Genomic DNA, 14,206 nt, shown 5'->3' with positions numbered 1-14,206 from the left:
ATGGTAAGCAATACTAGTAAGCCTTATTCAAAGATTACAATGCGCCATCTACTTTTACTTTTTTTAACAATATTGTTTGCCTCCTGCGGAGGCGGGGAAATGCCCTCTCAAAACAACGATCCAGTTCAGGAGATACCAACCTTTCAAAACCCGGTACTAACCGGGTTTTACCCCGACCCGGCACTATGTAAAGCAAACGGCCAGTATTATCTTACCACCTCCACGTTTGCCTACTTTCCTGGGCTTCCGATCTTTACCAGTAACGACCTGGTTAGTTGGAAGCAGATTGGCAACGCCATGAACCGGCCGAGCCAGATGAAATTAGAAGGCTTAGGGATTTCCAGGGGAAATTTCGCCCCGGGCATCAGTTTCCACGATGGTACCTTTTACGTGATCTGTACTTTGGCGGATGCTGGCGGGAATTACATCGTAACGGCCAGCGATCCCGCCGGCCCGTGGTCGGACCCGTACTTTTTGCCGGAGGTAGATGGTATCGATCCCTCGATTGTATTCGATGGGGATAAAACCTACATCGTTTACAACAGTATTCCTCCCGAAAACAAATCGCTCTACAATGGTCACCGCACGATCCGGATGGTCGAGTTCGACCGGGAGGAGATGAAAGTGGTAAGCGAGAATAAGATTCTGATCAATGGCGGCACCGATCTAAGTAAAGAGCCGGTCTGGATCGAAGCACCACACATTTACGACATCAACGATTACTATTACCTAATGTGTGCCGAAGGCGGTACCGGCCCCCAGCATTCCGAGGTAATCTTCCGCAGTAAAGACCTTTGGGGACCGTACGAACCCTGGGACCAAAACCCGATTTTGACCCAGCGTGACCTCGATCCTTCCCGGGCTAACCCCGTCACTACCGCCGGCCATGCCGACATGGTGCAAATGGATAACGGTGACTGGTGGGCCGTCTTCCTGGCCGTCCGCCCTTACGAAGGCAACTTCTTCAACACGGGTCGAGAAACCTTTCTGGCACCCGTTACCTGGACGGAAGATGGCTGGCCGGTCATTAATCCCGATTTCGAGGAAGTACAGTACGCCTACCCGATGCCTTCCGGTGTAGCGGCCGACGGGACGCTACCGCCTTTTGCCGGCAACTTCGATTTTAAGGATGAGTTCACAAACAGTGAACTCGACCTTCGCTACCTTATGATGAGAACCCCCACCGAAAAATGGTACGCCATAGAAAACGGTTCGCTTAACCTTCAATTGCGCCCAACTACGGTCAACGAACTATCGAACCCCAGCTACGTAGGTTTCCGCCAGCACCACCTAGTGGGTGAGGCTTCTACCATGGTAACGTTCGACCCAGCGAACTCGGGAGAGCAAGCTGGGCTGGTAGTCTTCCAAAATTCACGCCACAATTACACTTTTGTCAAGACAATGGCCGACGGTAAAGAAGTGGTTAAGCTGTTCAAGGCTACCGAAGACGGGAACGAGGATTTGGCCAGCGCAAACGCCCCTGATGGCGCTTTGCGTCTAAAGGTTTCCTTCGTCAACGACGCTTACAACTTCAGTTATGCTGGTGAGGATGGTGCCTTTACCGCGCTTGTCGAAGGGGTGCCCGGCAAGTACCTAAGCACACAGGAAGCTGGTGGCTTTGTTGGGGTTACCATCGGGATGTATGCGACTTCTTCGGGAGCGAAGTCCAAGAACACAGCCTCCTTCGATTGGTTCCGCTACTCGGGAGATGACGCTATTTTCCGTAAGTAATTGATGCCGAGCACTTCTTCGGCTCAGCCAGGGTTCAAATGCTGCGCCCCTTCCCTGGTCATTTAGTCTTTAATTTACTATCAACTCATTCGCATGAGAAAACTTGCTTTTTTTTCATTTGCTGCATTATCACTGATGCCGTTAATTGACGCTTACGCACAGGAAATGACCCTAAATAGCCTTGAGTATTTTGAAACTAGGGGCACCAATATACTTGTCTACAACAACCTCTTTACGGGTGGATTTAACGACGAAAAGAACGCTGGTATTGAACTGATTCACCACGGCGTTCGTACGGCCCAGGGCGGAGCTATCCGGCTATCCAGTACTCCAGAACAATGGGACTTGGTGCCGGATATTCCGGAGCGAACCGTCGACTCCGTAAACCAATCCATCGGGGCTACTCTTCGGTACGACGATTATGACTTTGAATCCCGGGTGGTGGTTATGCCAAAAGGTAAAGGAGTGGAGATTTCGGTTTACCTGGACAAAGCCATTCCCGCCGAACTGGAAGGAAACGCCGGCTTCAACCTGGAGTTCTTACCATCCCAATACTGGAATAAAGTATACCTCATGGACGGGCGCCTTAACCGGCTTCCCCGCTACGTCGTTGGCAACACAATAACCCGACCGAATTCAGAAAAGCTTAAGCAGTTCTTGGGCTACGTTACCGCCGATGACCGGGGCACCGGCTCGTTCATCGAACCACTCCCCCTAGAAACCGGACGGGATTTACTCTTGGCTCCCGATGATCCCGAACGACTGGTCAGGATCACCTCGGAAGATACTGACCTAATGCTTTTTGATGGTCGTATCCTGGCCCAGAACGGTTGGTACGTTGTGCGTAGCCTTCTTCCCGCAGGGAAAACCGGCAAAGTGCTGAGCTGGGTCGTAACACCTAACACCATTGAAGACTGGGTTAGAGAACCCAACGTCGGCCTTTCGCAGGTTGGTTACCTTCCCGTGCAGCCGAAAATCTCCGTCATTGAACTGGATAAAAACAGTGAGCCGCTGGCCACCGCTTCCCTTCATAAAATTGGAATCGACGGTACCGTAACCGAGGCCTTCATCGGCCCCGTCAAGTCGTGGGGTGACTACTTCAAGTACCATTACGTCAAGTTTGATTTCACTAAGGTGACGGATCCCGGCGTGTACTTCATTCAGTATGGCGACGTGAAAACAAATAATTTCATCATCGGCGAAAACGTCTACGATGAGATCACCGATGCGACCAGCGATGTCTGGATTCCCATCCACATGAACCACATGGCCGTGAACGAAGGCTACCGGATGTGGCACGGGGAACCGTTCAAGGAGGGGTACCTCCAGGCTCCGCCAAATACCGATCACTTTGACCTGCACGCCCAGGGGCCTACTACCGACACAAAGTACAAGGCCCTAGAACACATCCCCGGCCTCAATGTAGGCGGCTTCTTTGATGCTGGTGATTTTGATATCGAAACCGGGTCAAACCTCGGCGTTGTCCAAAACTTTGCCCGGACCTGGGAGTACTTCCAGCCTACCCGTGACCAGACCTTTGTTGATGAGGACCAGCGCTACGTTGACCTTCACCGTCCGGATGGCGTCCCTGACATCCTCCAATACCTGGAGCACGGTACGCTGAACCTGGTTGCCCAGGCGGAGATTCTGGGACATATGGCACAAACCCTTTCGAACTCTGTGCTTGATAATTACCATCACCTCGGCGATGCCGCTTCCATCACCGACGGACTTCCCTACAACCCTGAGCTGGGCCCTTATGAGGTTGCCACAGATGGCCGATCGAGCGGGGTTAAAGACGATATGTGGGCGTTTACCAGTCGGAGCGCCCGGCGTGATCTCCGTGCGGCCACCACCCTGGCAGCAGCCAGCCGTTCGCTGAGGGGGTACAACGATGAGCTTGCAGCGCGGGCGCTAACTCAATCGAAACGTCTGCTCCAAGAAGGAACGGAACTGCTCGCCAAAGAATCGGCTGACAGTCGGGAACGACGCTGGGGAGCGGGCGCGGACATTGGCTCCAATCTACAGTTGTACATTGCTACCGGCGAGCAAAAATATGCCGATAAGTTTCAGGAGTTACTATGGCCGGCGCTGGATCAGAACGTCAACTGGTTGCTTTTGACGGCGATGGATGCTATTCCGGAAATGGACGAAGCTTACAAGAAAAAGTTGCGGCCCTACGTCATGAAGTACAAGGAGTACATTGACGGGCTCGAGGAAGACAATCCATACGGGGTACCGATCAGCCGGAGGAACTGGGCGGGGAGCGGCCAGATCGTCAGCTTTGGTACTACGGTAAGCTTTGCCAACAAGTACTTCCCCGACATCGTCGACAAAGCAGCCGCCTTCAGGGTTACCAACTGGCTCTTCGGTTGCCACCCCTACCACAATTATTCACTGGTATCTACCCTGGGGGCTACCCGGCCCAAGGAAGTATTCTACGGGAATAATCGTGCCGACTTTTCTTTCATCCCGGGTAACGTAGCGCCGGGACTTCTCTTCCGCCAGCCAGACCACTTCGAGAACTACGACGACTGGCCTTTCCTCTGGGGCCAGAACGAGGGAACCATCGGCGGTAACACCAGCTATCTGATCTTTGGATCGGTATTTAAATCGATCGTTAAGTAGTTGGGTTCCTCATCGATCCCCTGGGTAGCAAAGCATGAACCCGAGCACTCCCCTTTGGCTTTTGGCTTTAACATAAACAAATTAAATATTTATTAAAATCATTATATTGTGATTCATCCAAATTCATTTCAACTTAAAACCGTCCTGCTGGGATGTTTGCTGTTTTGTGCGCTAATTCTGCCGGCGCAGGACGGGACTATCTACCCTCTTGAAGCACCCGAAGAACCCAACGCCATTCTCCTTGGCACCGGTGGTGTTAAAGATCAACCAGCCTCAGAGTCGTGGTTTAGGCAATGGGGGGACCCAATGGCCCGTAACATTACAACTGCTACGCTTACCCCTTTCCTGCCAAAACCGGGTAAAGCTAACGGTGCGGCAGTAATCGTCGCTCCGGGGGGCGGTTTCCACTGGCTCTCCCTGGGCAACGAGGGTTGGGAAGTAGCCGAAGCACTTGCCGAGCAGGGTATCGCCGCCTTTGTACTGAAGTACCGGCTGCACCCCACCGCTGAAAAATTAGAAGATTTCACTGCCTGGATGAACCGACCTCGGGGAGTACCTCAACCTGACACAAATAAAGAGGAAACTCCGGATCCCCGCCCACGGTGGGATTTATCCAATCAGTTGGCCGACGCTGAGGCGGCCTACAAGATGATCGTAGATCGGGCCGACGAGTGGGGCGTGGATACTGACCGGATCGGAATGATTGGTTTCTCCGCCGGTGCCGGTCTCACGATGCATTCCACCCTGCATTCCAAAACTATGGATTTGGCTTTCATTGGACCAGTTTATGGAGGCATGGGCCCAGTAGAGGTTCCCGAAAATGCACCGCCGATGTTCAGCGTGATTGCTACCGATGATTTTCTGTTCCGGGGTCAGTTTGGTGTAATAGAATCCTGGTATAAAGCTGGTATTCCCGTCGAATTCCACCTTTACCAAAACGGCGGTCATGGGTTCGGGTTGGGCAACCCCGACCGCACCAGTAATCGCTGGTTTGATGCTTTCACGTACTGGTTGGAAGTTAACGGCTTTTTGGATCCTAACTCCAGAAAATAAGTTACTTCTGTCTTTGACTAGCGGTGCAAAATCGATTGTTTGGCTCTTTTGCCCCTGGCTTTAAAATCTAAACTTATAGATAAAGCTTTTCAACGACCCATTGACTGTTACAATTTCCCATTAAAAATTAAATCACATGCAAAGAAATTACTTCTTTCTACTGGTCCTTATTCTATTTTCGGGCACGACCAGTCAGGCACAAAATCTTATCCCGAATCCTGGCTTTGAAGAAGGCACAGGCAATACTTTTACGGGTTGGAATATCTTCAATGAAATCAGTGGAACCTTCTCCGAAGGGACTGCTGAGGGTGACTTCCGCAGTGATGCAAGAGGGCTCGTTGGTACAGTTACCATGGTCGGTGAGCCGTGGCATCTACAGTTAGCCAGCGACCTCATCCCTACTCAAATTGGAGAAGAATACACTTATTCCGTCTGGGTAAAGGCCGCAACGGCCGGTACGGAGATTCGCTTTTCCACCCAACCGAGCGCGCTCTATTCTACGAACTATACGGTTAGTACGGAATGGACGAAACTCGAATGGACCTTTACTGCCAACGAACAAATGACCCGCGTTGTCCTGGACCTCGGAGCACAAGTAAACACTTATTACCTCGACGACATGACGCTCGATGGCCTTCCCGGCGGCACTGGTAGCTGCCAGCCCCTCGAGAACGGTGGTTTTGAAACCTACATCGAATCCGTGGATAGCTTCGCTGGCTGGACCTTCATTAACGAGTTGGGAGGTAGCAGCTTCGCACTGGCGACCGCAGACAACGCTTATGCCGGTGATAATGCCATCCAGGCCAATAACCTGGGCGGTATCGAGCGCTGGGGGCTACAGTTGGCAACGCCCGCTTTCCCCACCGTTACCTCGCAAACCTACACCCTCAACCTCTGGATCAAAGCCGAGACACCCGACGCTAATTCCATTCAATTTTCTGTCCGCGACCGCAACGCGGAAAACGAGGGGCAGTACACCAACTCTGCCACCACCATCAGTGGCGAATGGGTGCTCGTGGAATACAGCTTCACGGCCATCGACGACAGTACAGTCATCACCTTTAATTTAGGAGATGCTACGGCAAACACCTACTATATTGACGAAGTATGCGTCATTGCTCCCGAAACCCTTGACGACTGTGCAGCCGTTGACAACAGTGGCTTCGAAGCCTACGACGCGGGCAGCGGAACCTTTATCGGCTGGACGTATTATAATCAGAACAACGGTAGTTCTTTCGACGTGACAATGGAAGTAGGCAACGTGTACGCCGGCGCAAACGCTCTGGTTGCCAACAACGCCGCCGGGAGCCAGACCTTTGATCTTCAAATCGCCAGCCCCTCCTTCTATACCCTTGCCGGTGGAACTTACCGGCTCAACGTATGGGTAAAGGCTGCACAGGCTGATCTTAACACCATCCAGTTTTCGGTCCGCGAAGCTGCTGACCCCTTTAATACCGAAAGTCAGTATACCACTTCCGCCACCACCATTGGGGTAGAATGGATGCAGGTTACCTACGAGTTTACCGCTTCCAGCGCCCGTACGCTCGTAACGTTCAACCTAGGCGGTGAAACGGCCAATACTTTTTACCTCGACGAGGTTTGCGTGGAAACCGTCTGTGGAACCGACTTTACGGCCCCCGAAGATCAGGAGCCCATCGCCACGGGAAAGGAAAAGTTCCTGGGTAATATTTATGCTGGTCACGCCCTACCCGACTTTGAAAAATACTTCAATCAGGTAACCCCCGAAAACTCCGGTAAGTGGGGATCAGTGGAAGGTGAGCGCGACGTATTCAACTGGACGCAACTTGACGAGGCCCGGCAGTTCGCCCGTGACAACAATTTCCCCTTCCGCTTCCACGTAATGCTCTGGGGGTCACAGCAGCCAGCCTGGCTGGAGAGTCTTACCCCAGCGGAACAGTTAGAGGAAATCCGGGAATGGTTTGAAGCAGTCTCGACCCGCTACAGTGGAGAAAATGCTCCGGAATACGTGGAAGTCGTCAACGAGCCACTCAACGCACCTCCGATCTACCGTGAAGCACTGACTTCTTTGAACGAGGAACTCGATACGGAACCCTGGGAATACGACTGGATCACGAATGCTTTTAAACTAGCTCGTCAGTATTTTCCCGCCGAGTCACAGCTGATGATTAACGAGTACGGTCTAGCAAACACTTCCTCCCTGACCGACAACTACGTTTCTATCGTAGAGCGCCTACAGGAGGATAATCTCATCGATGTGGTAGGGATGCAGGGGCACACCTTTAGCACCAAGTTGTACGGTGGTACTTACGAAGACCTGAATAACCTGCTTAGTCGTAACCTCGAAGCCCTAGCAGGTACCGGCCTCCCCGTTATGGTAACGGAAATGGACATTGAGGGAAATATGTTCTTTGATAGCGAAGGACTCCCGCAAGATGGAGGAACTCAGGAGCAAAAGGACAGCTTCCAACTAGCCGAATTTCAGCGAATCTTTGACCTTTACTGGTACCATCCCTCCGTCATCGGCATTACCCTTTGGGGATGGCGCCCCGGCTTATGGCAGAACGATGCCGAAGCATACCTGATCGACCCCTGTACTGGTCAGCCTCGTCCCGCTTTGGACTACCTGAACTCCGTGATTCGAGATTCTGATCCTATGGTGGATATCCCTACCAATGTTCTGGCCCCAGACAACAACTTGTCCACCTTCCGCATCTACCCTACCCCAACAACGGGTGATCTGACGCTGGAAGGTTTGCCCGCTGGCAGCGGACCGATCCGTATCTTCACTCTAAACGGTCAACTTATGAAATCAGTCGATCGTTCCCTAGTCCGGGGCGACCTGATAACGATTCATCTTAATGATCTCCCCGCCGGTCTGTACATCATCCAGAGTGGTAATGTTGCCCGGAAATTTATCAAGCAGTAAGGGTGGACCTCTTCCGGAATCCAGCCTTACCCCCAACGCAGAGGGGTCAGGCTGGATTCCGGAAGAGGTTGATTCTTTTACAGGAATGGCTGTCCACTCAACTCCAGCAACCCAACGTAGGTGACCACCTGTTGAAATTCCGCCTGGGCAAGGCGGCGATCAATGGCCAGCCGCTGTTGCCGGACTTGCCGGAGTTCAAACTGATTCAGCCGACCCTTACGGTAGAGCTCGTCCGCCAGGGCGAAGTTTTCCGCAGAAAGGTCGAGGTTTTCCCTTTCCAGCCTGGCCTGGGCCACGAAATAGTTGTGTTGCTGGTACTGCAGGTACAGGGCATTCGTCGTTAGTATGGAAGCCTGGTCCAGGCCCAGCCGGGCGATGGAAACGTTGAGCTTGGCCTGCTCGACGTTCCGGTTGACGCGGTTCCCATCAAAGATGTTGTAGCTGGCCGTAAGGCCAATGAAGGGTCCGTACGCACGGTTTCCGATCAGGAAGCCCGAATTGGAGGTGAGGTAGCTGAAGCTCAGACCGGTATTTAGGTCCAGGCGGGGCTGCCGCTCAGTCTCCGCCAGGGCAATTTCCCGCTCGGCCATGACCAGTTCTTTGTTCGACAGCTGGATGTCGGGGTTACCACGCAGGGCCATCTCCGCCCATTGTTGATAGGGCATCAGACCGGAGAATTGCAGAAAGCTGGAATCAACCATGATGGGTGTATCCGCCTTCCGGTTGAGTTCCCGGTTGAGCCCGCCGGCGACCAGGTCGTACTGCATCCGCGCCAGTTCCCGGGCGTTAATCAGTTCGTTCAGGTCGGTTTTAGCCTGAAGAACGTCCAGTCGGGAAGCCGAGCCAATGGAAAGGCGGGCCTCCGTGAGTTCAAGCAGGTCCTCAAGGTAGACGATTTCATCCTCCAGGATGGCCAGCAATTTGTTTTGCAAGACCAGTTCCTGATAAGCCCGTACGATCGTGGCACTGAGCTCCTGGGCCTGTCTCTGTTTTTCCAGGGTCGCCAGTTCGTAGCTATCCTGCAGTTGGTCCCGCCGGAGGTACATGGCCTTACCGTCGTAGATTGTCCAGTCCATTCTCACGCTTCCGTTAAAGCGCAAATCGATGCCACCGACGATGGAGTTCTCCCGCCCGTCCAGGAAGGTCTGGGTAGCATTATCCAGGGTAAAGGCCCCGCTGGCCTGTGCCGTCACGGAGGGAAGCATCCCGGCCGCCCCCGGCCCCGTGTTGATCTTCCGGGATGCAATCTGAGAGGTTGCGAGGGCCATGTTCAGGTTTTCCCGCAGTCCAATTTCCACGGCCTCCTCAAGACTTAGGTACTGCGCCCGCAGTGGAGCGTACACCATTCCCCAAAGGAAGAAAAGTAAACCAATCGCCTTTACCGTAGCTACCTTATTCATCATCATATCTCTTTGGTTGAAGCTACCCGCTTGCGCGAAATCAGTAAGTACATGGAGGGAATCAGGTACAGCGTAAGGAGTAGGGAAAAGAGTAGTCCTCCGATGATGGCTACCCCCATCGGGATTCTCGACGTAGAAGCCGACCCCAGGGCCAGCGCAATCGGTAAGGTCCCCAGCACCGTGGCCAGGGAAGTCATCAGGATCGGACGTAAACGGGAAGCGGATGCTTCCAAAATGGCCGCCCGTTTGGAACTCGCCGTGGCCATTTTCTGGTTCGCAAATTCCACGATAAGAATGCCGTTCTTGGTTACGATACCGATCAAAACGATGATGCCAATCTGAGAGAAAATATTCAGGGTATGTCCGTAGAAATAAAGACATAACAACGCCCCCAGAATAGCCAACGGAACCGTTACCATGATGATGATCGGGTCTACGTAGGATTCAAATTGTGCGGCCAGGGTCAGGAAGACCAGGAGGAGCGCCAATCCAAAGGCAAATAACAGACCGCTGGAGCTTTCCTCCAGTTCCTTGGAACTACCGGACAAGGAAGTAGAAAAGGTCTCATCCAGTAACTCATCGGCAATCTTATTCATTTCCTCGATGCCCATACCAATGGTGTAGCCGTCGTTCAGTCCGGCGTTAATCGTAGCCGATACGTAACGATTGTAGCGGAATAGCTGCGGAGGACTGGAAGTCTCCTCGAGCGTAACTACCTCGGAAAGCTTTACCAGCCGACCATTATCGGCCCGTACGTTAGACATCGTAAGGTCCAGGGGCTCATCCCGGAACAGTCGCGACGCCTCTCCGATAACCTCATACTGTTTTCCGTCCCGGATGAAGTACCCGTAGCGCTGTCCGGCAAAAAACAATTGCAGCGTACTGGCCACGTCCCGTACGGAAACACCCATCGTGCGGGCCTTCTCCCGGTCGATGGTCACGGTTAATTCAGGCTTGGTAAACTTGAGATTGACGTCCACGACGTTGAAGGCAGGATTGTCTTCGGCTTTGGACACAAAATCGGGCAGTACCTCCTTAAGCTTTTCCAGGGTTGGCGCCTGAAGTACGTACTGCACCGGCAGGCCCCCCAGGGAACGGGTCACCTGGATGGTTTGGGGTTGGATAGCGAAGGCCCGGGCGAAATTCTTTTCCCGCAGCAACGGGGTAATACTCGAGACGATCTCCTGCTGTGAGCGCTCCCGGTCTTTGGGGTTCAACAGATTCATGAAGACGAATCCTGAGTTCACCGAAGTCGAAGATCCGAAGCCCGGAGAGGTGACCGAGATGTAAGCTTCCCGCTCCGGAAGCGTATCCAATACGCCGAGAATGTCCAGCATATACTCGTCCATCAGCTCGTAGCTGGTGCCCTCCGGTGCCGTCGCAAAGACCCGAAAAGCACTTTTATCCTCCATCGGCGCCAGCTCCGAGGGAATTGATTTCCCTACGTAATAAATTCCCGCAAAGGCCGCAATGATGATCAGTGGCGATAGCCATTTAACGCCGAGGTAGCGGTTCAGGCTTTTCCGGTAGAGGTTCGTCATCCCCACGAAAAAGCCTTCGGTGGCTTCGTAGAAGCGGTGGTGGCTATCCCGTTTTTTCAGCATCCGGGAAGACAGCATGGGGGTCAGGCTCAACGAAACGAAGGTGGAAATCACGATGGCTCCCCCCACCACGAAGCCAAACTCCCGGAACAAACGCCCGGTGAGTCCGGAGAGAAAAATCACGGGCATGAAAACCGCAATCAGGGTCACCGAAGTAGCGATGATGGCAAAGAAAATCTCTTTAGCTCCTTCGTGCGCCGCCTGCCGGGGCTCCATTCCCTCCTCGATCTTCTGGTAGATGTTTTCCAGCATCACGATGGCGTCGTCCACCACCAAACCGGTGGAAAGCACTACGCCCAGCAAAGTCAGGATATTGATGGAATAATCCATCAGGTACAAAATGAAGAATGCACCAATCAGCGAGATGGGCATCACAATCACCGGAATGATGGTGGTTCGCCAATCCCGCAGAAAAAGGAAGATCACGAGCACCACCAGTCCGAAGGCGATAAAGATGGTATTCTGTACCTCATCAATGGCCGCCCGGATGGGTTCAGTGTTGTCAAAGGCGTATCCCACCTGGATATCGTCCGGGAGTTCCTTTTCGATCCGCGCTACCCTTTCGTAGATGGCGTCGGCAATCTCAATGTAGTTAGCCCCCGGTTGGGGCGTGATGGCTACCCCGACCATGGGGATGATGTTCTTTCCCCGCAGGAGCGTTCGTTTGTTGAGGGCCTCGATCCGGGCCTCCCCCACGTCCTTGAGTCGGATGATCGTCCCCTCCCGCTCAGTAATGATCAGGTCATTGAACTGCTCTGCGGTTTCGAGGCGACCAAAGGTTCGGATGGTCAGTTCCTGCCGATAGCCCTCAATCTTACCCGTGGGTAATTCCACGTTCTCCCGACTCAGCGCATCGCGAATATCGGTGGGCGCTACCTGCAGGGCGGCCATTTTCCCCGGATCGAGATTGAGCCGCATTGAGTACTCTTTAGAACCCCAGATCCGAATATTGGCGATGCCCTGCACCGTTTGCAGTCGTTCCTTAAAGAGCTTATCGGCCATGTCCGTCAGGTCCAGCAACGACCGGTTGTTGGACTGAATGGTCAGGGCCATGATGGTGGTCGCATCCGCGTCTGCCTTGTTTACGATGGGCGGTTCAACGTCCGGAGGGAGGGACCGTATGGAGCGGGATACGCGGTCCCGCACGTCGTTGGCGGCCGCCTCGAGGTCGACGTCCAGTTCAAATTCTACCGTGACGGTTGAGCGCCCGTCAGAGCTGACGGAAGAGATGGTACGGATACCGGAAATACCGTTAATGCTTTCCTCAAGCGGCTCGGTAATCTGTGATTCCATGACGTCCGCATTCGCCCCGGGATAATTGGCCACCACGGAGATGATCGGAGGGTCCACGGACGGATATTCCCGCACGCCCAGGTAGGTGAAACCAATTACCCCAAAGACTACGATCACGATGGAAAAGACCGACGATAATACCGGCCGCTCAATATTCAGCGAGGATAGATTCATCAGCGCGCTTCTTTTAATTTGGCCTCAACCTGCATGCCATCCGTTGCCCCCAGAATACCCGTCACCATGACGGAATCCTGCGGGGAAAGTCCGCTGAGTATTTGTACGAAACTCGGTGTCCTCATCCCTACTTCCACGGGACGGGAAACCACCTTGCCGTTTTCTACGACCATTACCTTTTGTCCGTTAAGGACGGGGATGATCGCCTCGGCCGGCACCTGCAAAACGTTTCCCTGCCGCTTCAAATCATAGCGTACTTCGGCGTACCCACCCGGATAAAATATGGCCCGGGGATTCCTCAATCGGCAGCGCATCCGCAGGGAACGATTGTTTTCGTCGAGCGTAGGCGAGACCAGATAGATCTCCGCCCGAAAGGTGTCCTTACTTGCCGGGATGGTGAAGGATACTTCATCACCGGCCGCCACGCTTCCGGCATGTTTTTCCGGCACGAAAAATTCTAATTTAATGGGATCCAACCGTAGCAGTTCCGCCATCCCCATCCCCGGAGAGACGTATGCTCCTTCACTCAGCAGCTTTAGCCCTACCCTTCCGGAAAAGGGCGCATAAACCCTGGTTTTGGCCAGCTGGGCATCCAGGATGGCGATGTCCGCTTCAATGACGTCCACCGCATTTTTGAGGCGATCTATTTCTTCGGCGGCAATCGCCTGAAGTTCCCCCAGTTCCTCGGCCCGCGTAAGCTGAACCTTGGCGTAGGCCAGTTCGACTTCCAATCTCTTCTTACGGGCCTGCAACTCGACGTCATTGATTTTGGCCAGCAGATCACCCTTCTTTTTGTACGACCCTTCCCGAAAGAACACTTCCTGAAGGTAGCCGGAGGTTTCCGAGGAAATCTGGACCTGATCTTCAGCGATAAAGGTGCCGGTAGCGGTGGATTGCTGGCGATAGTCCGATACTCCGGGTAGTACCACTTCCGCCACCAGCGCCTTCGGGGCCTCCCGGACAACTTCGGGCTCAGGCTCCTGGTCTTGGGAGCAACTCGACAGAAAAAGCCCCATCACGACTAATGGGAAAATGAATGTAATTCTCATACTGGATTTTCATTGCGGCAAACCCACCGGATCGCCTGCCCCCTCGAAACGCAGGTTACGCAAAAAAGATGTGGTTGAGCAGATACCCGGTTCGCCAAAATTCGATGTAGTGAATCACCACCATATCACCGAAAATTTCGCATTGACCCCACTACCCTTTCTGGTTAAGTGCGCTCAAAATTAACCCCCTATCGGGGGCTTTCTCCGACCATTCCGGCGATAATGGGTGGAACCGCACATTTGAATGGGTAAGTCGTCAGAAAGGAAAGATAAACAGCATCACCAGCCCGCGATGAGGCTCCCAGCCAGATACGCTAGCACCTTGTTAGGAACCGTTGTAGCATTAACTTAGTCGTAAATGGTATGGTC

The 14,206-nt window shown here is 53.3% G+C and carries 7 protein-coding genes; 4 read left to right on the top strand and 3 right to left on the bottom strand.

The features are described from left to right. From E1J53_RS05330 to E1J53_RS05315, 4 genes are all read left to right on the top strand, one after another. Positions 1 to 1,731, top strand: a complete 1,731-nt coding sequence (locus tag E1J53_RS05330; protein ID WP_253930562.1) for a glycoside hydrolase family 43 protein — start codon at positions 1 to 3, stop codon at positions 1,729 to 1,731. Between the two features lie 165 nt (positions 1,732 to 1,896). Next, positions 1,897 to 4,359 carry a glycoside hydrolase family 9 protein gene (locus E1J53_RS05325; protein WP_216650007.1) on the top strand — a complete coding sequence of 821 codons (2,463 nt, stop codon included), beginning with the start codon at positions 1,897 to 1,899 and terminating at the stop codon, positions 4,357 to 4,359. A gap of 144 nt (positions 4,360 to 4,503) precedes the next feature. Next, complete coding sequence (locus E1J53_RS24625; RefSeq protein WP_154640145.1) at positions 4,504 to 5,412, top strand: alpha/beta hydrolase; 909 nt, start codon at positions 4,504 to 4,506, stop codon at positions 5,410 to 5,412. A gap of 136 nt (positions 5,413 to 5,548) precedes the next feature. Beyond that, entirely contained in the window at positions 5,549 to 8,320 is a 2,772-nt protein-coding gene (locus E1J53_RS05315) for an endo-1,4-beta-xylanase (protein WP_134271911.1), read from the top strand. A gap of 77 nt (positions 8,321 to 8,397) precedes the next feature. Here E1J53_RS05315 and E1J53_RS05310 read toward each other — a convergent pair whose 3' ends face one another. The 3 genes from E1J53_RS05310 to E1J53_RS05300 are packed head-to-tail and all read right to left on the bottom strand — an operon-like array spanning position 8,398 to position 13,837. Further along, positions 8,398 to 9,726 (bottom strand): TolC family protein, encoded by a 1,329-nt coding sequence (locus E1J53_RS05310; protein ID WP_134271910.1) that lies wholly within the window; start codon positions 9,724 to 9,726, stop codon positions 8,398 to 8,400. After that, a complete protein-coding gene (locus E1J53_RS05305; RefSeq protein ID WP_134271909.1) occupies positions 9,723 to 12,788 on the bottom strand; it encodes an efflux RND transporter permease subunit in 3,066 nt (1,021 codons plus the stop codon). Before E1J53_RS05305 ends, E1J53_RS05310 begins: the two co-directional genes overlap by 4 nt. Then, on the bottom strand, positions 12,788 to 13,837 hold the full coding sequence (locus tag E1J53_RS05300) for an efflux RND transporter periplasmic adaptor subunit (RefSeq protein ID WP_134271908.1): 1,050 nt from the start codon (positions 13,835 to 13,837) through the stop codon (positions 12,788 to 12,790). Before E1J53_RS05300 ends, E1J53_RS05305 begins: the two co-directional genes overlap by 1 nt. Positions 13,838 to 14,206 lie beyond the last annotated feature (369 nt).

Origin of the sequence: Lewinella sp. W8 (assembly GCF_004375085.3) — a bacterium.
Taxonomy (GTDB): domain Bacteria; phylum Bacteroidota; class Bacteroidia; order Chitinophagales; family Saprospiraceae; genus Neolewinella.
The sequence above is the reverse complement of the archived record's forward strand: the minus strand, read 5'-3'. Positions and strand labels throughout refer to the sequence as shown.

What these genes read in the sequence shown, in the direction of transcription:
- E1J53_RS05315 (WP_134271911.1), top strand. Translation starts at nt 5,549, where the DNA reads ATGCAAAGAAATTACTTCTTTCTACTGGTCCTTATTCTATTTTCGGGC.
- E1J53_RS05305 (WP_134271909.1), bottom strand. Translation starts at nt 12,788, where the DNA reads ATGAATCTATCCTCGCTGAATATTGAGCGGCCGGTATTATCGTCGGTC.
- E1J53_RS05300 (WP_134271908.1), bottom strand. Translation starts at nt 13,837, where the DNA reads ATGAGAATTACATTCATTTTCCCATTAGTCGTGATGGGGCTTTTTCTG.
- E1J53_RS05310 (WP_134271910.1), bottom strand. Translation starts at nt 9,726, where the DNA reads ATGATGATGAATAAGGTAGCTACGGTAAAGGCGATTGGTTTACTTTTC.
- E1J53_RS05325 (WP_216650007.1), top strand. Translation starts at nt 1,897, where the DNA reads ATGACCCTAAATAGCCTTGAGTATTTTGAAACTAGGGGCACCAATATA.
- E1J53_RS05330 (WP_253930562.1), top strand. Translation starts at nt 1, where the DNA reads ATGGTAAGCAATACTAGTAAGCCTTATTCAAAGATTACAATGCGCCAT.